The sequence below is a fragment of the Pseudomonas syringae group sp. J254-4 genome (genome assembly GCF_032586855.1).
Classification (GTDB): domain Bacteria; phylum Pseudomonadota; class Gammaproteobacteria; order Pseudomonadales; family Pseudomonadaceae; genus Aquipseudomonas; species Aquipseudomonas amygdali.
Genome location: NZ_JAWHOO010000006.1, coordinates 124,097 through 148,678 on the forward strand (window position 1 = coordinate 124,097; position 24,582 = coordinate 148,678).

Sequence of the window (24,582 nt, forward strand, 5' to 3'; positions counted from 1 at the left end):
GGGAGAGCCTGCGATGTTGGAAAAAGTTCTAATCGCCAACCGCGGCGAAATTGCCTTGCGCATCTTGCGTGCCTGTAAAGAACTGGGCATCAAGACCGTCGCTGTACACTCCACGGCAGATCGCGAGTTGATGCACCTGGGCCTGGCAGACGAAACCGTCTGCATTGGTCCGGCACCAGCCAATCTGTCCTACCTGAACATTCCGGCGATCATCTCGGCTGCCGAAGTGACCGGCGCCACGGCGATCCACCCTGGCTACGGCTTCCTCGCTGAAAACGCCGATTTCGCCGAACAGGTCGAAAAATCGGGCTTTGCCTTCATCGGCCCGAAAGCAGACACCATCCGCCTGATGGGCGACAAGGTTTCTGCCAAGGACGCCATGAAGCTGGCCAACGTGCCAACCGTTCCGGGTTCCGACGGCCCGCTGCCGGAAGACGAATCAACCGCTCTGCGCATCGGTCGTGAAGTGGGTTACCCGGTGATCATCAAGGCCGCCGGTGGCGGTGGTGGTCGCGGCATGCGTGTGGTTCATCGCGAAGAAGACCTGATCGAAGCTGCCTCCCAGACCCGCGCAGAAGCTGCGGCCTGGTTCAGCAACCCGATGGTCTACCTGGAAAAATACCTGACCAACCCGCGTCACGTGGAAGTCCAGGTTATTTCCGACGGTCAGGGCCAGGCGATTCATCTGGGCGACCGCGACTGCTCGCTGCAGCGCCGTCACCAGAAGGTTCTGGAAGAAGCACCGGCACCGTTCATCGACGAACAGGCACGTGCAGATGTTCTGGCTGCCTGCGTCAAGGCATGTATCGATATCGGCTATCGCGGCGCGGGTACTTTCGAGTTCCTGTACGAGAACGGCCGTTTCTACTTCATCGAAATGAACACCCGTGTTCAGGTGGAGCACCCGGTATCCGAAATGGTCACCGGTATCGACATCGTCAAGGAGATGCTCAGCATCGCCGCCGGCAACAAACTGTCGTACACCCAGGATGACGTGGTCATCAAAGGGCATGCGCTGGAATGCCGGATCAACGCTGAAGACCCGAAAACCTTCGTTCCAAGCCCAGGTCTGGTCAAGCACTTCCACGCACCAGGCGGCAACGGTGTGCGGGTCGATTCGCACCTGTACAGCGGCTACAAGGTTCCGTCCAACTACGACTCGCTGATCGGCAAAGTGATCACCTGGGGCGCGACCCGCGAAGAAGCCATGGCACGCATGCGCAATGCCCTGGACGAAATCGTGGTCGACGGGATCAAGACCAATATCCCGCTGCACCGTGATCTGACCCGTGATGAAGGCTTCTGCGAAGGCGGAGTCAACATCCACTACCTGGAGCACAAACTGGCCAATCAATAAGCCAGTGTGTTTCAGAACGACAAAGCCGCAGCGATGCGGCTTTGTTGTTTGCAGCGCATAGCAGTAAACTTGCCCGCTTCCTGCGGCCGCGCCGGCCGTGCAAGCCGCACTTAATTTCCGAATCGAAGGTAATCCGCCATGCCTTGGCTGCAAGTCCGTCTCGCCATCAGCCCAGAACAAGCCGAAACCTACGAAGACGCCCTTCTTGAAGTCGGCGCCGTGTCCGTGACATTCATGGACGCCGAAGACCAGCCGATTTTCGAGCCTGAACTCAACACCACGCCGCTATGGACACACACCCATTTGCTGGCGCTGTTCGAAGCCGACACCAATGCCGAAATGGCCTTGGCACACCTGAGCCTGCTGACCGGCGAAGAACTGCCCGAGCACAGCGCCGAAGTCATCGAAGATCAGGACTGGGAGCGCAGCTGGATGGATAACTTCCAGCCAATGTGTTTCGGCAAGCGCCTGTGGATCGTGCCAAGCTGGCATGCTGCACCGCAACCGGATGCCGTGAACCTGCTGCTTGATCCTGGCCTGGCATTCGGCACCGGCACCCATCCGACCACCGCACTGTGCCTTGAATGGCTGGACGGCCAGGACCTCAAAGGCTGCAACGTGCTGGATTTCGGCTGCGGCTCGGGCATTCTGGCCATCGCCGCCCTGCTGCTGGGTGCCGAACAGGCCGTGGGTACTGACATCGACGTGCAGGCACTGGAAGCCTCTCGTGACAATGCCGGACGCAATAATATCGCTGCCGAGCGCTTCCCGCTGTACTTGCCCGAGGACCTGCCGCACCAGCAAGCCGATGTGCTGGTCGCCAACATTCTGGCTGGCCCGCTGGTTTCCCTGGCACCGCAACTGGCATCGCTGGTCAGAACCGGCGGTCGCCTGGCCCTGTCAGGCATCCTGGCCGAACAGGGTGAGGAAGTCGCTGCGGCCTATGCTGAAAGCTTTGATCTGGACCCGATCGCAAACCGAGATGGCTGGGTACGCATCACGGGACGCCGCCGTTAACCGCCGCTTCAACCGGACAGCCGCATGACCGACAGTTTTGTCACCCAGTGCCCGCACTGCCAGACCAGTTTCAGAGTCAGCCACGCTCAACTGAGCGTGGCCCGCGGCGTGGTGCGATGTGGCGCCTGCCTGCAGGTTTTCAACGCAGCCCGGCAGTTGCTGGAGCAGCGCGCCATAGTCGACTCCGAAAAGGAGGCCCTGAGCGCCGCACCGGTGGTCATAGCCCCGCCCCAACCAGAGCCTGCGTCGACGCCCGAACCCGAGCTGAAGCCAGAACCGGAAAAGGCACTTGAAGACGATGACCCCTGGCAGGTCAGCGAGCTGGATCTGGACAATCTGAACCTGGACGAAGAACTGGCTCGCCTCGAACAGCGCGAGACTCGACGACCCGACACCTTCGCCCGCCCGGCCAGCGATGACGGCACTGACGATGAGAGCCTTACCGCGAAGCGTGACAACCGCCAGACCGACGAGGCTGCCTGGGTCGGCACGCTGCACAACGACGATGTCGAACGTCAGCCCGAGCTGCACGCCGAGGTCATCCCCGACCCGGATTCGCCCGAAGACCCGGAGCCGTTGCCCGACGACAAAAGGACCGAGCCCTCGCTGTCACTGGACAAGCACCTGGACGATGACGAACCCGTCGTGCTTGTTACCACACCGCGCAAGGCCCTGCCTGCCGAGAAAGTGCAACGCTGGTCAGCCGTGGATGACGACGAAGATCAGGACGACGACGAACCAGAACCTGAACCCCGTGGCAGACGCAGCCGTAACGAACCTGCAGTGCGCGAGCAGGCACTGCTTGACCTGACTGACGACCCTTTGCAACTGGACTGGCAGCCGCCCAAACCGCGCTGGGGCCGACGCCTTGCGTGGGGCCTGTTGATCGTACTGGCTCTGGCGGGTCTGGCCGGTCAATACGTCTGGTACCATTTCGATCAACTGGCTCGCCAGGATCAATATCGCCCGTGGTTCCAGCAGATTTGCCCGCAAATCGGCTGCAAGGTGCCGACCAAGGTCGATATATCCCAGCTCAAGAGCAGCAATCTGGTGGTACGCAGCCATCCCGAGTTTCAGGGGGCTCTGGTGGTGGACGCGATCATCTACAACCGTGCCTCGTTTTCCCAGCCGTTCCCGCTGCTGGAGCTGCGTTTTTCCGATACCGGCGGTCAGTTGATTGCCAGTCGTCGGTTCAAGCCCGGTGAATACCTGAGCGGCGAAATGGCCGGCAAGGAAGACATGCCACCGCAAACGCCGATCCATATCGCGCTGGATATCCTTGATCCAGGCGCCAAGGCCGTGAATTACAGCCTGAACTTCCGTTCGCCGGAATGACAGGCCCACTGCCATAACGTCGGCTTTACTTGATCCAACACAGGCTCGTTATGCCAGGGAACGCTGCATGATCGCAGAATTTACAGTGCCAAATGCCGTGTAATCGTTCCCTGCAAGCGCCGCAACGAGCTGTTCAGATTTTATCCAATTCAGCCTTTATCCAGTCATCGAGAGCGGGTATCATGCCAACCCTTTTTCAAACTCTCGGTTCGATCTGACGGTGGCGCAAGCGGCTGGTGGGACGGGCCGTTGCAGACCGGGTGAAACGGTTTTTTACACGGCCTGCGGATGATTTGGCCTCCACAACAGGTAAGGCTATGTCGGCAGTACGCATCGGCCCATATACAGTGCAAAACGGCTTGGTCCTCGCCCCGATGGCGGGCGTCACCGACCAGCCTTTCCGTCAGCTGTGCCGACGACTCGGTGCCGGCCTGGTGGTTTCGGAGATGGTCACCAGTGACATGAGCCTGTGGAACAGCCGCAAATCGCGTCTGCGCATGATCCACGAAGGTGATCCCGAGCCACGCTCGGTACAGATCGCCGGTGGTGATCCGCAGATGCTGGCAGACGCAGCACGTGCCAATGTCGAACTGGGTGCCCAGATCATCGACATCAACATGGGTTGCCCGGCCAAGAAGGTCTGTAACAAGGCAGCAGGCTCGGCGCTGTTGAAAGACGAGCAACTGGTGAACGACATCCTGCAGGCCGTCGTGGCTGCTGTCGATGTGCCGGTCACGCTGAAGATCCGCACCGGATGGGATCGCGACAACCGAAATGGTCTGACGGTGGCGAAAATCGCCGAGCAGGCCGGTATTCAGGCACTGGCGGTACACGGGCGAACCCGTGCCGACCTTTACACCGGCGAAGCCGAGTACGACACCATTGCCATGATCAAACAGGCAGTGTCGATACCGGTGTTTGCCAACGGCGACATCGATTCACCCGAAAAAGCCCGGCGCGTGCTACAGGCCACCGGCGCAGACGGGTTACTGATTGGCAGGGCCGCCCAGGGGCGTCCCTGGATTTTTCGCGAGATAGAACACTTTCTGCGTACCGGAGAAAAACTCCCGGCGCCGCAGTCGAGTGAAGTGGAACGTATTCTGCTTGAGCATCTGGCAGCGCTCCACGTTTTCTATGGAGATGTGATGGGCGTGCGTATTGCACGCAAACACGTCAGTTGGTATCTCGCAACCCTGCCGGGCGCCAGAGAGTTTCGCGCCCACTTCAATCGTTTGGAAGATACGGAAGCACAGTGCGCCAACGTTCGGGAGTTCTTCAGCCAAGGCTGCAAGGGCCCGGATAACGAGAATGATAAAGAGGTGGCCGCATGACGATGATGACCGAGACTTTAGTGAGTGGAACAACACCCGTGAGCGACAACGTCAATTTGAAACAGCACCTCAACACGCCGAGCGAAGAGGGTCAGACCCTGCGCGGAAGTGTCGAGAAGGCGCTGCACAATTATTTCGCCCACCTCGAAGGCGCATCCGTCACTGACGTCTACAACCTGGTGTTGTCGGAAGTCGAGGCTCCGCTTCTGGAAAGCGTGATGAACTACGTCAAGGGCAACCAGACGAAGGCTTCCGAGCTGCTGGGACTGAACCGCGGCACGCTGCGCAAGAAACTCAAACAGTACGATCTGCTTTAAAGCATTCAAAACAGAAAAGGCGACCTTGCACCGCGGTCGCTTTTTTTTGCTGACTTCTTTTGCTTTTGATGGAAATCGAGATGACCGACCAGACTACCCGCCTGCCTATCCGTCGCGCCCTGATCAGCGTATCCGACAAGACAGGAATCCTTGAGTTTGCCCGCGAGCTTGAAGCGCTGGGCGTCGAGATTCTTTCCACTGGCGGTACGTTCAAACTGCTCAAGGACAACGGCGTCGCGGCAGTCGAAGTGGCTGACTACACCGGCTTCGCTGAAATGATGGATGGCCGGGTCAAGACTCTGCACCCCATGATCCACGGCGGTATTCTGGGTCGTCGCGGCATCGACGACGCCATCATGACCGAGCACGGCATCAAGCCGATCGATCTGGTTGCCGTCAATCTGTATCCGTTTGAAGCCACTGTCTCCAAATCGGGCTGCGACCTGCCGACCGCCATCGAAAACATCGATATCGGCGGCCCGACCATGGTCCGCTCCGCTGCGAAGAACCATAAAGATGTCGCAATCGTGGTCAACGCCAGTGACTACGGCCAGGTATTGGAAAGCCTCAAGGCTGGCGGCCTGACCTACGCACAGCGCTTCGACCTGATGCTCAAGGCGTTCGAGCACACCGCCGCCTACGACGGCATGATCGCCAACTACCTGGGCGGCGTCGACCAGACTGCCGAAACCCTGAGCACCGAAGGCCGCAGTCAGTTCCCGCGCACCTTCAACACCCAGTTCGTCAAGGCTCAGGAAATGCGCTACGGCGAGAACCCGCACCAGAGTGCGGCGTTCTACGTCGAAGCCAAACCTGCCGAGGTCGGCATTGCCACCGCCACCCAGCTGCAAGGCAAGGAACTGTCGTTCAACAACGTCGCCGATACCGACGCCGCGCTGGAATGCGTCAAGAGCTTCGTCAAACCGGCCTGCGTGATCGTCAAGCACGCCAACCCGTGCGGTGTCGCAGTCTGCCCGGATGATGAAGGCGGCATTCGCCAGGCTTACGAGCTGGCCTATGCCACCGACTCCGAATCGGCATTTGGCGGCATCATCGCCTTCAACCGCGAGCTGGACGCAGCAACGGCCAAGGCCATCGTCGAGCGCCAGTTCGTCGAAGTGATCATCGCGCCAAGCGTCAGCGCCGAAGCGCGTGCCATCGTGGCCAGCAAAGCCAATGTGCGCCTGCTGACCAGCGGCCAGTGGAGCGAGCGTCTGCCTGCCTGGGACTACAAACGCGTGAATGGCGGTTTGCTGGTACAAAGCCGCGATATCGGCATGATCACTCAGGCGGACCTCAAGGTCGTTACCCAGCGTGCCCCTACCGAACACGAAATGCATGACCTGATCTTTGCCTGGAAAGTCGCCAAGTACGTCAAGTCCAACGCCATCGTCTACGCCCGCAACCGCCAGACCGTCGGCGTCGGCGCAGGTCAGATGAGCCGCGTGAACTCGGCACGCATCGCCGCCATCAAGGCCGAGCATGCCGGGCTGCAGGTGCAGGGCGCGGTCATGGCCTCCGATGCGTTCTTCCCGTTCCGTGACGGTATCGACAACGCGGCCAAGGTCGGCATCACTGCCGTCATCCAGCCCGGCGGTTCGATGCGTGACAACGAAGTGATTGCAGCTGCAGATGAAGCAGGCATCGCGATGGTCTTCACCGGCATGCGCCATTTCAGGCACTAATCAGAAAAACGGTCGCACTGGCGCAGACGTCTGCTGCGCCATTACGGCCTCGTACGGCGGTTGGGTCGCCTCAGGCGCACCGCGTACTCCAGAATCAGCGTCATCGAGGTTTTTGAAATGAATGTTTTGATCATTGGCAGCGGCGGTCGTGAACACGCCCTGGCATGGAAAGTCGCTCAGGACCCACGTGTGCAGAAGGTGTTCGTCGCACCGGGCAACGCAGGCACGGCGATCGAAGCCAAATGCGAGAACGTGGCTATCGACGTTCTGGCACTGGAGCAACTGGCGGATTTCGCTGAAAAGAACGTTTCGCTGACCATCGTCGGTCCTGAAGTGCCGCTGGTTGCAGGCGTTGTCGACCTGTTCCGCAGCCGTGGTCTGGACTGCTTCGGTCCGACCGCCGGCGCTGCGCAGCTTGAAGGTTCCAAGGCGTTTACCAAGGACTTCCTGGCGCGCCACAAGATCCCCACTGCCGACTATCAGAACTTCACCGAGATCGAGCCTGCCCTGGCCTATCTGCGTGAAAAAGGTGCTCCGATAGTCATCAAGGCCGACGGTCTTGCGGCAGGCAAGGGCGTGATCGTCGCCATGACCCTGGCAGAAGCCGAAGATGCCGTACGTGACATGCTGGCTGGCAACGCCTTTGGCGAAGCCGGTTCCCGCGTTGTCATCGAGGAGTTTCTCGATGGCGAAGAAGCCAGCTTCATTGTCATGGTCGACGGCAAGAATGTGCTACCCATGGCCACCAGCCAGGATCACAAGCGCGTCGGCGACGGCGACACCGGCCCGAACACCGGTGGCATGGGGGCCTACTCCCCTGCCCCGGTGGTCACCGCCGAAGTTCATCAACGTGTCATGGATCTGGTTATCTGGCCGACCGTCAGGGGCATGGCTGATGAAGGCAATGTTTACACCGGATTCCTCTATGCTGGTCTGATGATCGATAAAGCTGGCAACCCGAAAGTCATCGAATTCAATTGCCGCTTCGGCGACCCGGAAACCCAGCCGGTCATGCTGCGCCTGCAATCGAGTCTGGTACTGCTGGTTGAAGCTGCGCTGGCGCAGGCACTGGACAAGATCGAAGCACAGTGGGACCCCCGTCCAAGCCTGGGAATCGTCCTGGCCGCCGGTGGCTACCCTGGCGACTACGCCAAAGGCGCAGTCATCGAAGGTCTGGACGCTGCTGCACAGCTGGAAGGCAAGATATTCCACGCGGGCACTGCCTTGCAAGATGATCGTGTCGTGACCGGCGGCGGTCGTGTACTGTGTGCTACAGCACTGGGTGACAGTGTTGGCAATGCGCAGCAAAATGCCTATGCGTTGGCTGCCAAGGTTGATTGGCAAGGATGTTTCTATCGCAAGGACATTGGCTACCGTGCCATTGCCCGTGAGCGTGGCGAAGAGCTGGAATAATCAATCAGGCCTGTCTCTTCAATCAGAGGCAGGCCGATTTGACCCGGCATTCGCGGTTTTACCCGGCATTCACTCACGAAGGGATTTCATTGTGCGCTGGCTCAGGATTGCCATAGCCTCAATCGCTGGACTGCTGACCCTGCTGTTCATGCTTTCGGCACAGGCCGAGCATGGCGCAGGTTGGTCGACGCTGCTCGACGAAAAGGCCCACCTGACGCTGGATGAAATTCGTTCGGCGCGCTACCAGAATCAATTCAGTCCTATCGAGCTGGAACGAGTCACTGCAGCGGAACGTGACAGTGCGGTATGGCTGCACTACCGCCTGCTGCCTACCCAGCACGAGCAGCTTCTGCGCATCTTCGCTCCGGACCTCGCCAGCGCGGACATGTATGTCATGGACGGCGATCAACAGATTGATCACCTGCGCACCGGCAACGAGGTGCCCAAGGAAGATCAGCGTCTGCCCTCGAACGATTTTCTGCTGCCGATCCCGCAGAGTTCAAACACGCTGGATATCTATCTGAAGCTGGTCTCCACCCAGAAAATGCGCCCCAGCATTACCCTGGAACCGGCCGTCAAAAGCGCCGCCGACGAGACTGAACCCTTCCTGTTCGGGCTGCTTTTCGGTGCGCTGTCGATGCTCATCGTGCAGAACCTGACGCGCTACGGGCATACACGGTCGCGTAGCAATCTATGGCTCGCCGCCTGCGAAGCACTGCTCGGGCTCAGTGCCCTGTTGCTGCTTAACCTGCTCCGCCCGATTGATCCGTGGAATATCGCACAGACCCCCAGTGCGCACATTGCGCTGTTGCTGGCGGCTGTCGCAGGCCTGATCTACACCTACTGCTTCTTCGTCCATCGCAACGCCCGCAAACTGGATCGTCTATTGCTGGGCAACGCCGTGCTCATGGGCATCGGTACTGTGCTGGTACTGCTGGACGACAGACTGCCGATCAATATTCTGACTTTCGGCCTGGTCTCGTTGACGACGTTGAGCATTCTGGCGGTGTCGATGTGGCACTGGCAGAAAGGCTATCGTTCGGCGCGCCTGTTTGTCCTCGGGATGATCATTTTCAACATTGGTTACATGGTGGTTCTGCCGGGCCTGCTGTGGCTGAGTCTGGTGCCGCCACAGTGGCTGATACTCGCGCTGCTCAGCGTGTTCTGCATCAGCGGTCTTTCGATGAGCCTGGCCCTTAGCGAACGCCATCGCAGCATCACCGAAGACCGTTTCAGCCTCAGCCGCGATCAGGCTGCGAGTACCGCCGAAATCAACGCCAAAGCCGAATTTCTGGCCAAGATCAGTCACGAGATTCGCACACCCATGAATGGCGTGCTGGGCATGACCGAACTGCTGCTCGGCACGCCGCTGTCAGTCAAGCAGCGCGACTATGTGCAGACCATTCACAGTGCCGGTAACGAACTGCTGACGCTGATCAACGAGATTCTGGACATCACCAAGCTCGAGTCAGGGCAGATAGAACTGGACGATGTGCAGTTCGACATCGGCGCGCTGGTCGAGGACTGCCTGAATATCTTCCGCGCCAAGGCCGAGCAGCAGCAGGTCGAGCTGATCAGCCAGATCCAGCCCCAAGTGCCACGGGTTATCAATGGTGACCCGACTCGCCTGCGCCAGACGCTGTTGAGCCTTCTGGAAAATGCCCTGAAGAAGACTGACGAAGGTGAAATTCTTCTGGCCGTCGCCCTTGAGTCTTCGAAAAACGGAAAGACGCGTTTGCGTATTTCGGTGCAGGACAGCGGTGAATCGCTTTCCGACGAAGAACGTGAAGAGTTGCTGCACGCCGAACTGCACAGCCGGAATTTCCTGGCCAGTAGCAGGCTCGGTGGTCACCTGGGGCTGGTCATCGCCCGCCAGTTGATCATCCTGATGGACGGTGAATTCGGTATTCAGAACAGCGGCACCCAGGGCAACACGTTATGGCTGAACCTGCCGCTGGACGCAAAGCTGCTGGAGCAGCCGACCATCGATCTGGACAGCCCGCTGAAAGATGCCAGAGTGCTGGTGGTTGACGACAACGATACCTGCCGCAAGGTGCTGGTCCAGCAATGCAGCGCCTGGGGCCTGAATGTCAGTGCAGTGGCGTCCGGCAAGGAGGCACTGGCCTTGCTGCGGACCAAGGCGCATCTGCGCGACTATTTCGATGTGGTCCTGCTCGACCAGAACATGCCCGGCATGACCGGCATGCAACTGGCCGCCAAGATCAAGGAAGACCCAAGTCTGAATCATGACATTCTGTTGATCATGCTTACCGGTATCAGCAATGCCCCAAGCAAGATCATTGCTCGCAACTCCGGTATCAAGCGCATTCTGGCCAAACCGGTGGCGGGCTACACGCTCAAGACGACGCTGGCAGATGAACTGACCCAGTTGAACAAGGGCGTTGCCGCACAAAAACCCGGCCCGGTCATCAATACGCCGGTCAGCGTACCGGGCGACTTCCGGATCCTGGTAGCCGAAGACAACAGCATTTCGACCAAAGTGATCCGCGGCATGCTCGGCAAGCTCAACCTGAATCCCGATACGGCGAGCAACGGCGAAGAAGCGCTGCGTGCCATGAAGGCACAGCGTTATGACCTGGTACTGATGGACTGTGAAATGCCGATACTCGACGGTTTCTCGGCAACCGAGCAATTGCGTGCCTGGGAGGTCGGCAATCAGCGGGTGCGCACACCGGTCGTTGCACTGACTGCGCATATTCTCACTGAGCACAAGGATCGTGCACGCCAGGCAGGTATGGACGGTCACATGGCCAAACCTATCGAGCTGTCGCAACTGCGCGAACTGGTCGAACACTGGGTAGCACACCGCGACAAGGCTCGCGGACTGCCTTCGGACGGTGAGCAGTATCGAAGAAACTGACAGCAACGGGAAAGGCACACAGTGGCCTGATAGACTGGCGCTGCCATCCACCTGCTGCTGTGAGTCGAAGCCATGCTTCACGTGTTGTTCAGCGTCTATCTGAAAATGCTGGTGCTTTACAGCCCGTTTTTCGTTCTTTCCTGCTTCATCAGCCTGACCCGCGGTCACTCGCGCAAGGAACAGCGGCGTCTGGCCTGGAAGGTAGCGCTGGCGACACTGATTTCCAGCATCTTGCTGTATCTGTTCGGTAGAGTGATTTTCGATGTATTCGGAATCACGGTCGATGCCTTCAGGATTGGGGCTGGCAGCGTGCTGTTCATATCCGCGCTGGGTATGGCCCAAGGCAAATCGGCCGTCCAGACCGATAATATCCAGCAGGATGTGACCATTGTTCCGCTGACCATTCCCCTTACCGTCGGCCCCGGCACCATCGGTGCGCTACTGGTCATGGGCGTCAGTCAGCCTCATTGGGATGACAAACTCACTGCCATCCTGAGTATTGCACTCGCCAGCCTCACGGTTGGCGTGGTGCTTTACCTCTCCAACCGCATCGAACGTATCCTGGGCGATCAGGGTTTGCAGATTGTCAGCCGCCTGATGGGGTTGTTCGTCTGTGCGTTGGCGGCACAAATCATCTTTACCGGTATAAGGGGCTATCTGCTGCCCTGATACAACTCAGATACGTGCAGCCCGCACCAGCCCTTGCGCCCTGCCGTCCAGATACCGCGTTACACCATTACGATATGCGGCGTAAATCTTGCGGTCAAAGATGTAACTGCCGCCCTTGAAGTGAAACAGCAGCCGTCGGCTACCCGCCGCGTGCTCGTCCACGCTCAGATGCAGACTGCACAGCAACAGAAGTACCCGATCAGGTTCATACTTCTCGCAGGGCACTACCTGGAAGCTGCCCAGACGGCCTTGTTCAAAGCCGTTTTTAAAGTAAGACTCTGCCGCCTGATTCACTCCCAATGCTGCGACAGCGCGCTGCACCATGCCGCCAAGGCGCTTGCGGTCCGCTGGACTGCTGACCTTGAAGGTCGCCTGTAACAAATCATCGACATTGCTTACGATCAGCGAGTCGCCCAGAACCACGCCTTTTTGCTGTATGCCACGGGTCTTGAGCCGGCTGCGGTAGTAATGCATCCAGCTGCTCCACTGCGTCTTGAAATCAAACTGCTTACCTGCGAACAACTGCGCATCCAGAAGTACATCCTGAATGTCCGTGCGCTCCTCACTTGTAAGCCCCGGAAGAAACGTCACCATACTGGGGATATCGCCCAGGTACGCCGCATTGCCTTTGCCTGCTTTCATTTGAGTAACTCCCTTCCATGGGCACTTGACCGTCGTTATAAATTGATGATTTCAGCGGCAGCACGATCAGCCAGCATGTCCTGAACAGTCTGGCGAAAAGGTTCGAAGCTCTTGCGACTGAACCGAAACGCAGTACCAACAGCATGTACTTGCATTTCTCCGCCAAGAACCTGCCAGAAATAAAGCGCTGGCCTCGACGCAACGGTGGTCATCTGCAGGCTGCACAACAGGATCATCACCTCGTCTTCGCTGTGCATTGCACAAGGCATGAGTTGAAAGCTTTCAGAACGTCCAGACGTAAACCAGCTGCTGAAAAATGTCTTCGCATGGTTACTGCTCAGCAGCCTGTCGAGTGAGCTGCGATAGAGCCGGCGAAGCTCGACGGAGTTATTGACCATTGGAAGCTGCAATTTGCCAATGTCCCTGAAACTGTGAATGCTCAAGCGCACGTCGTTAATCACCGCGCTGCGCCGTCCACCCGTTGCAAGAATGGCTTGCTGGTAAGCGTCCAGCCATGAACGCCAGGCCATGCGCGGGGAATGCTGGTCATCGGCGACAAGTCTCGCGTGATGCAGACAGTCCTGTACGTCCTGACGCAAACCGGGCTCGACGTTACGGGCGAACGACAGGAGATTGGCCCCTGCCAGCAGGGTCTCATCCAGATCAGACATAAGGCGTTTCCCCAAGCGACATGATCATACCGGGACGCCTGCTCGACAACGCCGTGTCGATGTCATCGCGAAACTGCGAATAGACCTGTTCAATCAATTGCATTTTATAAACGGTCACAGCGATGTTGCCGTAGACACTCTGCGGTTCGAGTACTTCGAAAAGAAAACCGGATGGCAACGGCTGACGTGTGGCGAACTGAAGCTGCGCCAGCGTCAGGTTGTGCTGATCGTCGAAGAACCCCAGTTGCAGGACCACGCCGACCTGCAATTTTCCCGCATGATTCAAACCGCTCTGTACCGTCTGGCTACGCAGCAACTGAAGCGCCGTGTTATGAGCCGATTGCTTGAACACTTTACGCATCAATGTTTCTGCGTCCTGCAGGGTCTGCGCTGACACTGACGGTGCAAGGGCACGCTCGAGGCAACTCCATACGGTTCGGACAGCATCTACCGGCAAAGGCTCGCTGACGTGTTCGCTGGCATTCAGCACCCAGCCGAAACGCAGAGCCGCAGCAAGGCGGGTTTCATTCCATTTTTCGAACTCGGCGAACCTGGGGTGCTGCTTCGATGCTGCCAACTGCACATACAGCATCGAGTCCAGCACATCGTTTTTCGGGGCGACCTGCTGCGACGTGGGGAAAAACAGCAAACAGCCGGCGTTGACGACTGCGGCATCCAATTCCTGCTTCATGGGAGAAATTCCTTTTTATCCCGAAAGCGGAGGCAACCCGTGCCTCCGCAAATAACCCGATCAGATTTCAAACTCTTCGATCGCGCTCTTGGCGTTGTCGCTCAGCTTTTGCTGGATCAGGTCGCGATGGCGCGAATACAGGCTCGTGTTGAGTATCAGGTTGTCCTCGCCTTTCCAGGTTTCAACGTTTGTGTCCTGCCACTCCCAGAACAGGACATTGGTGACATCCCTGTCGGTCTGGAAGCTGACCGCGCCCATGGACAGAGTCACGGTCTTGTCATCGGACTCGATGCACGAGGCAATACGGAAACTGCCTCCGCGGTGGGTTTTTGTCTGGCTTTCAAACAGGCGCAGAGGCTCTTTTTTGTCTTTCAGTGCAGCGATGGCATCCGCAGCGACCTTGAGCATCAGCAGCGATGCAGGCCCAGGCAAAGCGGCAGCCGCAACAGCCGAGCCAAGGATCTCAAGGCCGACTTCGTCCATGGTGAAACGCTGCTGGGTAGCACGATAGCGGGCATAGTTCCAATGGGTGGAAAGCCAGCCAAGCTTCGAGAGTACTTCGTTGAATTTGTCGTACCACTGATCACCCTGGGTTTCAGGGCTGAACGCCTTGTTGGCCACAAGGGTGGCAAACAGAAAGGAGTCCATGACGTCTTGCTTGCTCTGCCGCGAAACGCCCTCGGCAAATGCCAGCAGACTGCTTGCAACCACAGCACCCTTGGCAGCTTCATCGCCTGGGTCAAAGTCAGTCTCGTCACTGGCCAGAAGCAATTCAGGCTTTATGGCTGCTGCGTGAGCGATGGACGAAGCAGGGCATTCAGCCAGCTCACAAGCGGCAATGTAATCAAGGTTGTCGGTCATGCTCATCGTATTGTCCTGTTTCATTTCATTTAGTCCTTTAATTCGTGAGTCCTTGTGGACAGATACGAGACTAATCAAATAAATCAGGCCGTTTTTCCGGCACTTTCGAGCGGTCTATTGATGGCTTTTTCAACTGCCGCGGCAACACTCGATGGCGCGCGCAAAACTCAAGCTGTGCTCAGCCCTCGGTAAACAGCGGGCGAAAGAAAAATCCGTGGCAGGACAGAGAAAAAAGCCACAAGCCTGGCAACTTGAAGAACATCCGTTCGCGCAAGCAGCCAGGCCGAAAACTCGGCCTGAATGCCTGTTGATACGCAGAGGTTTCAGCACTTTCCCACAGTAAATTCGATACAGGTACGACAAGCCTATGGGCTCAGGCTGTAGGTTTCGCGCCATACCAGCGGGGCGTGTAGACCCAATTGCCGCCTTCGTTGCGAGGAAAGGTGCAGGTCAGGGAAGAGCCGATCAGCACCATGGTTCGCATGTCCACCTGCTCCGGCGTCAGCTCACCCAGCGTAATGACGCGCAGTGTCTGGCCAGGACGACCGATGTCGCGCCCAAGCGTGACGGGCGTTTCAGGAGTGCGGTGCTGGCGAACTATCTCCAGCGCACGCCCCAGTTGCCAGGGTCGTGAACGGGAAATCGGGTTGTAGAAGGCCAGCGCAAGGTCTGCCTGACAGGCAAGGTCCAGACGCTTTTCGATGATCTCCCAAGGCTTGAGGTTATCGGACAGCGACAACACACAGAAATCATGCCCCAACGGCGCACCAGCCTGAGCGGCGGTTGCCAGAGAAGCCGAGACACCCGGGAGAATCTCCAGCTCGACAGAGTGCCAGTGCGGGTTGCCGGACTCGTGCAGCGCTTCAAGCACTGCCGAGGCCATGGCGAACACGCCCGGATCACCGGACGACACCACAACCACCGAACGACCTTGCGCGGCCAGTTCGAAGGCATGCCGGGCACGCAGCATTTCTTCGCGATTGTCGGTGCAATGCAGTACCTGATCGGCACGAAACGGCCCGGCCATGCGCACGTAGGTTTCGTAACCCAGCACATCATTGGCGCGTGCCAGTTCAGCCTTGACCGCAGGCACCATAAGGTCCGCTGCGCCGGGGCCCAGGCCAATGACTGCAAGCCGGCCACGCCCACGGCCGATGTTCTGCACATCCAGCGGTTGAGTCGCGACGGCAATCGCCATGTCGTCGACGCTGAGTGGCGGCAACCGTTGCGGCACGCAGCGGGAGGCCATTTCGCTGGCCGACCCAGCCTTGTCGAAGCGCACCGGGACGCCCAGCTCGCTGGCTGCCTGATGCAACTGCGCGTTGGCCATCTGCTCTTCGCTGGTCAGCAGACAAGCCAGCGATTGCTCGGCAATGCTTGCGTCGTGCAACGCCGAGCGGACCCGCATAGCCAGTTCAGCGGTTATTTCGCTGACGGCGACCAGTACACTGCGCGGGTAGATCAGTAATTCATGGGGAGCGGGCTCACGTATGGCGCAGCCGACATGAATCGTCAGCTCAGCCTGCGGATCTTCGGGCAGTTGTGCTTGCTCCAGCCAGGGTGCCTCGCCTTCAATGCGCACCGGCTCGCCGGAGAGCAAGTCGGAAACAAAGCGCTTGCCCAGCTCAAGGTCGCCCAGTGCATAGCCGCTGGGCGGGTTGAGCAGGCAGGTGCCGAAGCGCAATTCGCCGCTGGTGGTGATTGCCGGTGCAACGCCAAGCCCGTTGGCAATGCTGCGCGCCATGACATTGACCCCGCCCAGGCCACCAAGCAGTGGCACCACTGCACTACCGTCCTCAGCTACGGCGAGTACCGGCGGCTCGACGCCCTTCTCCAACAGCAGCGGGGCCAGGGTGCGAATCACTATGCCAGCGGCACACAGGGCGATAATAGGGGTGTTTTGCTGATACAACTGACGCAGCGTGCTACCGAATTCGCTGTAGGTAATGTCAGCGTTCTGCACACGCTCGGCCAGGCCATGAATCTGCGCATCGGGAAACAGCTGCTGAATGCGCCGCGCGGTAGCCAGGCTGCCATTGCCGAGAATAACGATGGCTGGAATGTTGAGAGTCATCAGCCTTGCCACCTGTCACCCGGAACGATAATCAGCGAAAAATACGGCGAAGACATCGGGTCTACCTGATCCAGCGGGACGATTTTCTGGTTGGCCATGGTTGCGCGCTCGACATACAGCGCACGCCCGGCCATGCCCAGTTCGGTCAGCACTTCACGGACCTTGTGGAAGTTGCGTCCCAGTTTCATGATCACTGCTGCATCGGCATCAGCCAGCTTGCGTTTCAGGTCCTCGTGGGACAGCACGCCGGACAACACCGACAGGCTCTGGTTCCGATACACCAGCGGCGCGCCCAGTACCGAAGCGCCACCGAGCATCGAACACACACCCGGAATCACTTGCGCCTCGTAGCGCTCGGCCAGGCGGTCGTGCAGGTACATGTAGGAACCGTAGAAGAACGGGTCGCCTTCGCAGATCACCGCTACGTCACGCCCGGCATCCAGATGCGCCGCAATGTGCAGGCTGCACTCGTCGTAGAAGTCGCTGATGACTTTTTCGTAGGACAGCGGCGCTGGCAAGGCCTCGGTGGTGACCGGATAGACCAGTGGCATCAACGTTTGAACGTCCTGCAAGTGTGCTTCGATAATGCCGAATGCGTTGCCCTTTTTACCCTTGGCCACGAAGTACGCCACCACAGGCGACTCCCGCAGCAGGCGCAGCGCCTTGACGGTAATCAGCTCCGGGTCGCCGGGGCCGACGCCCAGGCCAATCAATCGACCGCGTGCCTGCATCATTCGATCTCCGTGGCCAGTGCATTGACAGCGGCCACGGCCATGGCGCTGCCGCCACGACGACCCTGCATGATCACAAATGGCACGCCACGGCTGTCTGCGGCAAGCATGGCCTTGGACTCGGCAGCGCCGACAAAGCCAACCGGAAAGCCGAGAATCAGCGCTGGTTTCGGCGCGCCTGCATCGAGCATTTCGAGCAGATAGAACAGCGCAGTCGGCGCATTGCCGATGACCACTACGCTGCCTTCCAGGTACGGACGCCACAGCTCCAGCGCCACAGCAGAGCGCGTATTGCCCAGTTCGAGCGCCATTTCCCGCACGCCTTCATCGTGCAATGTGCAGATGATCTGGTTGTTGGCGGGCAGCCGGGTACGGGTGATGCCTTCTGAGACCATGCGTGCGTCGCAGAGGATCGGTGCACCGGCGGCCAGGGCATTGCGCCCGGCTGTACCGGCACCCGGCGAGAAGCGCAGGTCTTCAATGACTTCGACCATCCCGCAGGCATGGATCACGCGCACGGCGAGTTTTTCCAGGTCGGCGGGGATCGTGTCCAGGCGCGCTTCGGCGCGAATGATCGAGAAGGAGTTGCGATATATCTCCTGACCATCGCGGATGTAATCAATCATGCAATGTTGCTCCGTGAGTCGGCGTTCAACTGCGCACCGACTGCTTCAATAGTAAGGTCACGCGCGCGCAGCACACCGAAACCGGCATGCGCTGCGTCGCGAAAATAAAGGTCGTAACGGCCGGGCGAAACGGCCAGCAAGGTTACCGGCGCTACGTGAGCAGCAGCGCAGGAACGCGTGCAACCGCTTAAATGAACGGCCTGACTGGCAACCAGGCCGGTAGCCAGTTGCAGCGCATCAGCCTTGGTATCGGCCAGCCCTTTTGCACAGCCGGCAGAACCGGTACACGCCACCATCTGCGCCAGTGGCTGTTCGGCCGAACAGATCAGACCCGCGGCCTGCAACGCCGTCATCACTGTTGCAGCGCGCTCGACCGGCACATTGGGCAACAGCAGGCTCTGCCAAGGCGTCAGGCGCAAAGTGCCGTCGCCCTGCTCTTCTGCCAGTTGCGCGACGATGGCGAGCGTGGCGGCATCAAGACGCCCCAGCGGAACCACCGCCCCCACCGCAACCCGCGCAGGCTCGGCCTGTGGATAAATACCGATATGCCGATTGCCCTGAATGGCCGGGCGCTGCCAGCCGGTGACGGCTTGATCCACCCGCAACGCGCAGTCCAGCCGGGTAGAAAGCTCGCGCAACACATCGTCGGTCGACACCTCGGCCAGCAGATGCCGCATCCGGGTATGCTCCGGGCGGGCCAGATCGAGGAACAATTCCAGCAACCCGACAACCAGCGCTTCTCCAGCCGCCAGCGGCACAGCGGCCAGCGGTCGATCATTGGCCGGGCAACCGGCCAGCCCGAACGCCAGCAGCACTTCGCCGTCGAGGTTCAGCGCCGACAGCCACACATCATGCGCGTGTTCGAGCATCACCAGCGCTTCACCAGCATCCAGCGACAACGCAAATTTGGGTGACAGCTCATGGAAGCGCGGATGATTTTCCAGCGCATCGAGAACCTGCGCCGCCAACGGTCGGGCATCGAACAGCATGCGCGAATCCAGCCCCGCGGTCGGGCTGAGCATCAGGTTGCGCACATCGTCACTGGCAGGGTTGGCCGGGCCGAGTCCTGCCGCCATCAATGCCTTGATCAACCCATCGTGATCAGCGCCGATGCCGCGAATTTGCAGGTTGGCGCGGTTGGTGGCTTCGATAACGCCCTGTGCATAAGTCTGCGCAGCCTCTGCAACCGCCATTGCCTGCACACGGCTGATGACCCCGCCCGCCAGCTTGATCCGGCAGATCCCGCCGTCCAGTGCCGGGACGATACGCAGCAACCCCGGACAGGCCGAGGGGCGTAGCGTTGCAGAGGATGTGCGAGCGGACTGCGGCTCGTTCAATGGATCACCCGGTATGAACTGGACGTGGATTAGAGCACTTGTACCCCGTCGGGCGCGGTATTATGCCTGCTTTGTCCGCAGGCATGAAAAGGCGCTCTGTCGGAAGTTCGGATTGAGGTAGGTACATGTCGCCGTGGCTGACAGTCGTGGGAATCGGAGAAGACGGTTACAAGGGCCTGGGCAAGAACGCCCGGCACGCTCTGCTGCACGCTGATCAGGTGTTCGGCGGTCCGCGCCAGCTGGCATTGCTGCCGCCGTGCATTCGCGCCGAGCGGCGTGCATGGCCGAGTCCATTTTCGCTGAACCCGGTGCTGGAACAGCGCGGTGCCGAAATCTGCGTACTGGCCAGTGGCGATCCGATGCTGTTCGGCGTCGGCGCCAGCCTGGCACGCGTAGTCGCCATCGACGAAATGCGTATTCTGCCCGCCCCTTCTTCTTACTCTCTGGCCGCCGCTCGTCTGGGCTGGCCGTTGCAGGAAGTCGTTACCTTGTCAGTGGTTGCCCGTCCGGTAGCCGCATTGAACGCTCATTTCCATCATGGCGTACGTCTGCTGGTGCTGAGCAATGATGGCAGCAGCCCCGCAGTGATTGCCGGTTTGCTGCGCGAACGAGGCTTTGGCCCTAGCCGCATGACGGTCCTGGAGCACCTGGGAGGTGAAGCAGAACGGCGCGTCGAGGGGCTGGCCAGTGAATGGGGCAATCCCGAGATAGCTGCACTGAACCTGGTTGCCGTCGATTGTCGCGCCGACGCCAGCGCCATTCGCCTGAGTACAGTGGCCGGTTTGCCAGACAGCGCTTTCGAGCATGACGGCCAGTTGACCAAACGCGACGTGCGGGCCATCACCCTTGCCCGCCTTGCTCCGGTGCCGGGTGAACTGCTTTGGGACGTCGGCGCGGGCTGCGGCTCCATCGGCATCGAATGGATGCGCGCGCACCCAACCTGCCGGGCGATGGCCATAGAAGCGGACGAAGGTCGTCAGCAACTGATCGAATTCAATCGCGATGCGTTGGGCGTGCCGGGCCTGCAATTGGTCCGCGGCAGCGCGCCACAGGCGCTGAGCGGCCTGGAACGTCCGGATGCGATTTTCATCGGCGGTGGCGTGACCCGTATCGGCGTGCTGGAAACCTGCTGGGAGCAGTTGCGCTCCGGCGGGCGGCTGGTCGCCAATGCAGTCACCCTGCAAAGCGAGGCTGCACTCATGGCCTGGCGCGAGCGGCATGGCGGCGAACTGACGCGTATTCACGTCGCCCATGCTCAGCCTCTTGGCGAGTTCGATACGTGGCGTCAGGCCTTGCCGATCACTCTGCTGGATGTAGTCAAACCCTGATGCGCGAAGAAACCGCCGAACAGCCTGCTCCGCTGCGCAGTGGCCTGACCACCGGCAGCTGCGCCACAGCAACCAGCCTCGCGGCAGCGCGGCTGTTACTCAGCGGGCAAATCAGCGATGCGGTAGAGATTGTGTTGCCCAAGGGCAAACAGGTGCAGATGCGCCTGGAATTCTGCCGCCTTGTGGATAACTTCGCCGAAGCCGGAACACTCAAGGATGCCGGGGACGATCCCGACGTTACTCACGGCGCGCTGGTGTTTGCGCGCGTCAGGCTGGAAATGGCACCCGGCGTGCGCTTCGTGGCAGGCGCAGGTGTAGGCAGCGTGACCCGCCCCGGCCTGGTGTTGGCGGTGGGCGAGCCCGCCATCAACCCGGTGCCTCGACGCATGATGACCGAACACTTGCTGCAGCTGGCGGAAGAACTCGGCTACAGCGGTGGTTTCGAGGTTACGATTGGCGTCGAGGGCGGCGAAGCGCTGGCGCTCAAAACCATGAATCCGCGCCTCGGTATTCTCGGCGGGCTGTCGATTCTCGGCACCAGCGGGATTGTCCGGCCCTTCTCCTGCGCGGCGTACATCGCGTCGATCCATCAGGGCATCGACGTCGCCACCACCAACGGCTATCGGCATATTGCCGCCTGCACCGGCAACGCCAGCGAAGACACCATGCGCCGCGTGTACAACATCCCGGATATCGCCCTGATCGAAATGGGCGATTTCGTCGGCGCAGTGCTCAAGCACCTGCGCAAGGTGCCTGTGGATAAGTTGAGCCTGTGCGGTGGCTTCGGCAAGATCAGCAAACTGGCCGCAGGCCACATGGATCTGCACAGCCGCCATTCGAGCATCGACCTGCCGCAACTGGCGCTGTGGGCGGCGGATGTCGGCGCGGACGCAGACCTGCAACAGCGTATTCGCGATGCCAATACCAGCCAGCAGGCGCTTGCGATGAGCGCTGCGGCGGGTGTGCCGCTGGGTGATGAGGTGTGTCGTCATGCGCTGGCTTTTGCCCGTAGCGTGGTGCCTGCACAGGTTCAGGTCGAAGTGTTCGCCATCGACCGCCAGGGCGGAATTGTCGGTCAGGCGGGCGTTGCGTTATCGAAGGAACACACATGAAACGAATTCTGCTGTTGGGCGGCATTACCGAAGCGCTGGCGATTGCACGCAGGCTCGGGCCTGAGCATATCTATAGCCTGGCAGGTGTGGGTCGAGTGCCGGCAGATCTGGCCTGTCAGTTGAAAGTTGGCGGCTATGGCGGCGCAGAGGGCATGGCGCAATACATTCGCGAACAGAGCGTCGACTTGCTACTGGACGCAACCCATCCGTATGCCGCGCAAATCAGCCGCAACGCTGTATGTGCAGCCCGGCTGACTGGAATTCCCTGCTGGGCCTTGCGTCGCACTGCCTGGCAGGCTGGTGCGGGTGATGACTGGCGCGAAGTGGCCGACTGGTCAGAACTGGTCACGGCACTGGCGCCCTTCAAGCGCCCACTGTTCACGCTGGGGCGCGAGCCTTTGCAGCATCTGCACGAGATTCCGGAGCATCAATTCTGGACGCTTCGGGCATTGGACAGCTACCCCGGCAATGACCACTGCGAAGTGATCGGCGCGCGCGGCCCGTTTGCACTGGAAGACGAACGTCAGCTGTTTGAACAACGCGATATTGATGTGCTGATCAGCAAAAACAGTGGCAGCAGCTCCACCGAACCCAAGCTTGAAGTCGCCCGCGAGCGCGGCCTGCCCGTCCTGATCCTGAAACGCCCGGAGTTGCCGGAGGTGGATCGGATTTTGTGGAGTGTGGATGAGGTGCTGGAGGCCTTGGGGCTGGAGTGAATGAACCGTCTTCAGTCCTCATAAAATCCTGAAACAACCCGGCCAGTGGGAGTGAGCTTGCTCACGAAGAGGCCGGTATAGCCGCTGAAAATCAATTGATCCGTTAATCCGCCTTCGCGAGCAAGCGAAGCGTCGCCCGGCTCGCTCCCACAGGGTCGTTATTTTCAAAGCCAAATTGCGTCCCATAAGGGATAATCACGCACGCTTTTGACCAAGCCGGCTCGAACAGGATTGGCAACAATATAACGGGCGAAATTTAAAAGGCTTTCTTCAGTGCGGATGCTTACGTCGTGGAATCCGCTTTGCCAAAAAGGTCCACTGCAGCCGCTGGCTCTGTTTATGGTGATCGCGCTTTTCGATTTGACGCGCTGTACAACTCTGGATAACGAGTGGCTATTCAACTGCAGCAGCCAGTGAATATGGTCCGGCATGACGACCCACGCTAATGAATCGGCCAGTTGCTGCTCCTGGACTTGCCGAAGCTCATCGACGAACAGACGCCCCATGCGCCAGTCAGAAAAAGCAGGTTTTCTCTGGAGTGTTTTCGCGGTGACCAGATAAATCTGGCCTGTACCGGAGATCCGTCCGATGCGCAAACGATGCGACTTTGCCCTCTCACTCATCCCATCACCTTATGGCTGCGTGCTTGGGAGCGACTCTACAAAACGCGCACACTTAGCGGTGCTTAAAGGTTTACCTGAGTGTTTCGTATGTCCAGTCGAGCTGCCCTTCACTCTTTTTCTAAAACTTCCGGAGAACCCCCTCAATGCTCAAAAACGCACTCCTGTTGGCCGCATTACTGCTGCCAGCCTGCTTTGCCCAAGCCCATGAGTACAAGGCTGGGCCGTTGCTGATTGGCCATCCCTGGTCTATGGAGCTGCCGCCCAATGCACCGACGGTCGCGGCGTATTTCACTGTCGAGAACAAGGGCGACAGCGCAGATCGTCTGATCAGCGTCGACAGCCCCATCGCCGGGCAAGCGCAGTTGCATGAGCATATACACGCCGACGGGCTGATGAAGATGCAGCACGTTCAGGCGCTCGACATCCCGGCCGGTGCGAAGGTGAGTTTCGCGCCGATGGCCTGGCACGTGATGCTGCTGGACCTCAAAGACCGTTCGAAGCTGGTTACAGGCCAGCGCTTCCCGATGACCCTGCATTTTGAAAAGGCGGGAGATGTCGAGGTGCAGGTCGTGGTACAAAAGCAGGCTCCGGAACACCAGCACTGAGTCGTTTTACAGAGTGAGCACATTGCGCCGCGTTCGCGACAGATCAGCCACCCGTAACAAACGGGGCGCATGGCTGAGTCTGTTCGCCATGTTGATGATCTTTATCGGTCCACTGGTTTCCCAGTCGATGCCGATGGATCATCACGCCGGCATGTCGATGTCCATGCCAGCCAGTATGGATATGTCGGCAGACAGCCACGCCCATCACGGCGGCGAGCATGCCATGCCTGCCGACGCGGGCATGAGCGATCACGCGCTGTGGGCAAAATGCGGCTATTGCACACTGCTGTTCAGTTGCCCGGCGCTGCCCCATGTGCTGGAACTGGTCGCAGCCCCGCCGCCTAGGCCGGGTGATTTCTTTGCCTCGCAGCCGCTGCCGGGGCATGCACACAAGGCTATATTCCCCAATGCCCGAAGCCGGGCACCGCCAGCGCTCACCACGGCATAACCCGAAAAAAAGATTCCACGACGGCGCCCCCCTCAAAGCAGCGCCCCCATAGTGCGGTGGTTTACCTTTTTGGGGGGGTTGAACGGGTGCAAAACGGATTTGTAGTTTTTAA

23 protein-coding genes are annotated in these 24,582 nt (G+C 59.5%); 14 read left to right on the forward strand and 9 right to left on the reverse strand.

Annotated elements, in window-relative coordinates:
• The first annotated feature begins 13 nt into the window (after positions 1–13).
• From accC to RYB09_RS09955, 9 genes are all read left to right on the forward strand, one after another.
• The gene (accC, locus tag RYB09_RS09915) at positions 14–1,357 is read left to right on the forward strand and encodes an acetyl-CoA carboxylase biotin carboxylase subunit (protein WP_058408668.1); all 1,344 of its coding nucleotides are present in this window, start codon (positions 14–16) and stop codon (positions 1,355–1,357) included.
• A gap of 138 nt (positions 1,358–1,495) precedes the next feature.
• Entirely contained in the window at positions 1,496–2,374 is an 879-nt protein-coding gene (prmA, locus tag RYB09_RS09920; RefSeq protein WP_058402626.1) for a 50S ribosomal protein L11 methyltransferase, read from the forward strand.
• Between the two features lie 24 nt (positions 2,375–2,398).
• The gene (locus tag RYB09_RS09925; RefSeq protein ID WP_316888170.1) at positions 2,399–3,709 is read left to right on the forward strand and encodes a DUF3426 domain-containing protein; all 1,311 of its coding nucleotides are present in this window, start codon (positions 2,399–2,401) and stop codon (positions 3,707–3,709) included.
• A 317-nt stretch (positions 3,710–4,026) separates the two neighbouring features.
• Entirely contained in the window at positions 4,027–5,040 is a 1,014-nt protein-coding gene (dusB, locus tag RYB09_RS09930) for a tRNA dihydrouridine synthase DusB (protein WP_004666305.1), read from the forward strand.
• Complete coding sequence (gene fis, locus RYB09_RS09935; protein ID WP_002555375.1) at positions 5,037–5,357, forward strand: DNA-binding transcriptional regulator Fis; 321 nt, start codon at positions 5,037–5,039, stop codon at positions 5,355–5,357. The genes dusB and fis overlap by 4 nt, the downstream gene beginning before the upstream one ends.
• Before the next feature lie 80 nt (positions 5,358–5,437).
• On the forward strand, positions 5,438–7,042 hold the full coding sequence (gene purH, locus RYB09_RS09940; RefSeq protein ID WP_122259646.1) for a bifunctional phosphoribosylaminoimidazolecarboxamide formyltransferase/IMP cyclohydrolase: 1,605 nt from the start codon (positions 5,438–5,440) through the stop codon (positions 7,040–7,042).
• 117 nt (positions 7,043–7,159) lie between these two features.
• Positions 7,160–8,455 (forward strand): phosphoribosylamine--glycine ligase, encoded by a 1,296-nt coding sequence (gene purD, locus RYB09_RS09945; protein ID WP_058402629.1) that lies wholly within the window; start codon positions 7,160–7,162, stop codon positions 8,453–8,455.
• A 91-nt stretch (positions 8,456–8,546) separates the two neighbouring features.
• Positions 8,547–11,336, forward strand: coding sequence for a hybrid sensor histidine kinase/response regulator RetS (retS, locus tag RYB09_RS09950; protein WP_122281226.1), 2,790 nt, complete (start codon positions 8,547–8,549; stop codon positions 11,334–11,336).
• Positions 11,337–11,408: 72 nt separating this feature from the next.
• Positions 11,409–12,005, forward strand: coding sequence for a MarC family protein (locus RYB09_RS09955; RefSeq protein ID WP_004655739.1), 597 nt, complete (start codon positions 11,409–11,411; stop codon positions 12,003–12,005).
• A 6-nt stretch (positions 12,006–12,011) separates the two neighbouring features.
• On the opposite strand, the gene RYB09_RS09960 is transcribed toward RYB09_RS09955, so the two are convergent.
• The 8 genes from RYB09_RS09960 to cobG all read right to left on the reverse strand — a co-directional run bounded on the left by RYB09_RS09960 (position 12,012) and on the right by cobG (position 19,638).
• On the reverse strand, positions 12,012–12,647 hold the full coding sequence (locus RYB09_RS09960) for a hypothetical protein (RefSeq protein WP_058408665.1): 636 nt from the start codon (positions 12,645–12,647) through the stop codon (positions 12,012–12,014).
• Positions 12,648–12,682: 35 nt separating this feature from the next.
• Entirely contained in the window at positions 12,683–13,318 is a 636-nt protein-coding gene (locus RYB09_RS09965; protein ID WP_122281228.1) for a hypothetical protein, read from the reverse strand.
• Positions 13,311–14,009, reverse strand: a complete 699-nt coding sequence (locus RYB09_RS09970) for a hypothetical protein (RefSeq protein ID WP_122281229.1) — start codon at positions 14,007–14,009, stop codon at positions 13,311–13,313. Before RYB09_RS09970 ends, RYB09_RS09965 begins: the two co-directional genes overlap by 8 nt.
• A 60-nt stretch (positions 14,010–14,069) precedes the next feature.
• Positions 14,070–14,894: a hypothetical protein gene (locus RYB09_RS09975; RefSeq protein WP_122281230.1), complete on the reverse strand. Its 825-nt coding sequence runs from the start codon at positions 14,892–14,894 to the stop codon at positions 14,070–14,072.
• A gap of 349 nt (positions 14,895–15,243) precedes the next feature.
• The gene (gene cobJ, locus RYB09_RS09980; protein WP_122281231.1) at positions 15,244–16,944 is read right to left on the reverse strand and encodes a precorrin-3B C(17)-methyltransferase; all 1,701 of its coding nucleotides are present in this window, start codon (positions 16,942–16,944) and stop codon (positions 15,244–15,246) included.
• Complete coding sequence (locus RYB09_RS09985; RefSeq protein WP_410478301.1) at positions 16,944–17,678, reverse strand: precorrin-2 C(20)-methyltransferase; 735 nt, start codon at positions 17,676–17,678, stop codon at positions 16,944–16,946. The genes cobJ and RYB09_RS09985 overlap by 1 nt, the downstream gene beginning before the upstream one ends.
• Positions 17,675–18,301 carry a precorrin-8X methylmutase gene (locus tag RYB09_RS09990; protein ID WP_002555383.1) on the reverse strand — a complete coding sequence of 209 codons (627 nt, stop codon included), beginning with the start codon at positions 18,299–18,301 and terminating at the stop codon, positions 17,675–17,677. Before RYB09_RS09990 ends, RYB09_RS09985 begins: the two co-directional genes overlap by 4 nt.
• On the reverse strand, positions 18,298–19,638 hold the full coding sequence (gene cobG, locus RYB09_RS09995; protein ID WP_316888175.1) for a precorrin-3B synthase: 1,341 nt from the start codon (positions 19,636–19,638) through the stop codon (positions 18,298–18,300). Before cobG ends, RYB09_RS09990 begins: the two co-directional genes overlap by 4 nt.
• Positions 19,639–19,763: 125 nt before the next feature.
• On the opposite strand from cobG, the gene RYB09_RS10000 reads away from it, so the two are divergent.
• From RYB09_RS10000 to RYB09_RS10010, 3 genes are read left to right on the forward strand one after another with little or no spacing between them, the layout of a single operon-like run.
• Complete coding sequence (locus tag RYB09_RS10000; RefSeq protein WP_002555385.1) at positions 19,764–20,966, forward strand: bifunctional cobalt-precorrin-7 (C(5))-methyltransferase/cobalt-precorrin-6B (C(15))-methyltransferase; 1,203 nt, start codon at positions 19,764–19,766, stop codon at positions 20,964–20,966.
• The gene (locus tag RYB09_RS10005) at positions 20,966–22,078 is read left to right on the forward strand and encodes a cobalt-precorrin-5B (C(1))-methyltransferase (RefSeq protein ID WP_057452865.1); all 1,113 of its coding nucleotides are present in this window, start codon (positions 20,966–20,968) and stop codon (positions 22,076–22,078) included. Before RYB09_RS10000 ends, RYB09_RS10005 begins: the two co-directional genes overlap by 1 nt.
• Entirely contained in the window at positions 22,075–22,794 is a 720-nt protein-coding gene (locus RYB09_RS10010) for a cobalt-precorrin-6A reductase (RefSeq protein ID WP_122259642.1), read from the forward strand. Before RYB09_RS10005 ends, RYB09_RS10010 begins: the two co-directional genes overlap by 4 nt.
• 164 nt (positions 22,795–22,958) lie before the next feature.
• Here the strand turns inward: RYB09_RS10010 and RYB09_RS10015 are convergent, their stop codons facing one another.
• Complete coding sequence (locus RYB09_RS10015; RefSeq protein ID WP_005732139.1) at positions 22,959–23,417, reverse strand: REP-associated tyrosine transposase; 459 nt, start codon at positions 23,415–23,417, stop codon at positions 22,959–22,961.
• A gap of 143 nt (positions 23,418–23,560) precedes the next feature.
• On the opposite strand from RYB09_RS10015, the gene RYB09_RS10020 reads away from it, so the two are divergent.
• Positions 23,561–24,022, forward strand: coding sequence for a copper chaperone PCu(A)C (locus RYB09_RS10020; protein ID WP_316888178.1), 462 nt, complete (start codon positions 23,561–23,563; stop codon positions 24,020–24,022).
• A gap of 13 nt (positions 24,023–24,035) precedes the next feature.
• Entirely contained in the window at positions 24,036–24,470 is a 435-nt protein-coding gene (locus tag RYB09_RS10025) for a DUF2946 domain-containing protein (protein ID WP_016982355.1), read from the forward strand.
• The last annotated feature ends 112 nt before the right edge of the window (positions 24,471–24,582 follow it).

Excerpts from the sequence above, each read along its gene's own strand:
- RYB09_RS09985 (WP_410478301.1), bottom strand. The coding sequence starts at position 17,678 with ATGATGCAGGCACGCGGTCGATTGATTGGCCTGGGCGTCGGCCCCGGC.
- RYB09_RS10005 (WP_057452865.1), top strand. The coding sequence starts at position 20,966 with ATGCGCGAAGAAACCGCCGAACAGCCTGCTCCGCTGCGCAGTGGCCTG.
- cobJ (WP_122281231.1), bottom strand. The coding sequence starts at position 16,944 with ATGACTCTCAACATTCCAGCCATCGTTATTCTCGGCAATGGCAGCCTG.
- RYB09_RS10010 (WP_122259642.1), top strand. The coding sequence starts at position 22,075 with ATGAAACGAATTCTGCTGTTGGGCGGCATTACCGAAGCGCTGGCGATT.
- RYB09_RS09960 (WP_058408665.1), bottom strand. The coding sequence starts at position 12,647 with ATGAAAGCAGGCAAAGGCAATGCGGCGTACCTGGGCGATATCCCCAGT.
- RYB09_RS10020 (WP_316888178.1), top strand. The coding sequence starts at position 23,561 with ATGCTCAAAAACGCACTCCTGTTGGCCGCATTACTGCTGCCAGCCTGC.
- RYB09_RS10000 (WP_002555385.1), top strand. The coding sequence starts at position 19,764 with ATGTCGCCGTGGCTGACAGTCGTGGGAATCGGAGAAGACGGTTACAAG.
- purH (WP_122259646.1), top strand. The coding sequence starts at position 5,438 with ATGACCGACCAGACTACCCGCCTGCCTATCCGTCGCGCCCTGATCAGC.
- dusB (WP_004666305.1), top strand. The coding sequence starts at position 4,027 with ATGTCGGCAGTACGCATCGGCCCATATACAGTGCAAAACGGCTTGGTC.
- RYB09_RS09975 (WP_122281230.1), bottom strand. The coding sequence starts at position 14,894 with ATGAAACAGGACAATACGATGAGCATGACCGACAACCTTGATTACATT.
- RYB09_RS09925 (WP_316888170.1), top strand. The coding sequence starts at position 2,399 with ATGACCGACAGTTTTGTCACCCAGTGCCCGCACTGCCAGACCAGTTTC.
- RYB09_RS09965 (WP_122281228.1), bottom strand. The coding sequence starts at position 13,318 with ATGTCTGATCTGGATGAGACCCTGCTGGCAGGGGCCAATCTCCTGTCG.
- fis (WP_002555375.1), top strand. The coding sequence starts at position 5,037 with ATGACGATGATGACCGAGACTTTAGTGAGTGGAACAACACCCGTGAGC.
- RYB09_RS10015 (WP_005732139.1), bottom strand. The coding sequence starts at position 23,417 with ATGAGTGAGAGGGCAAAGTCGCATCGTTTGCGCATCGGACGGATCTCC.
- purD (WP_058402629.1), top strand. The coding sequence starts at position 7,160 with ATGAATGTTTTGATCATTGGCAGCGGCGGTCGTGAACACGCCCTGGCA.
- accC (WP_058408668.1), top strand. The coding sequence starts at position 14 with ATGTTGGAAAAAGTTCTAATCGCCAACCGCGGCGAAATTGCCTTGCGC.
- RYB09_RS09970 (WP_122281229.1), bottom strand. The coding sequence starts at position 14,009 with ATGAAGCAGGAATTGGATGCCGCAGTCGTCAACGCCGGCTGTTTGCTG.
- RYB09_RS09955 (WP_004655739.1), top strand. The coding sequence starts at position 11,409 with ATGCTTCACGTGTTGTTCAGCGTCTATCTGAAAATGCTGGTGCTTTAC.
- RYB09_RS09990 (WP_002555383.1), bottom strand. The coding sequence starts at position 18,301 with ATGATTGATTACATCCGCGATGGTCAGGAGATATATCGCAACTCCTTC.
- prmA (WP_058402626.1), top strand. The coding sequence starts at position 1,496 with ATGCCTTGGCTGCAAGTCCGTCTCGCCATCAGCCCAGAACAAGCCGAA.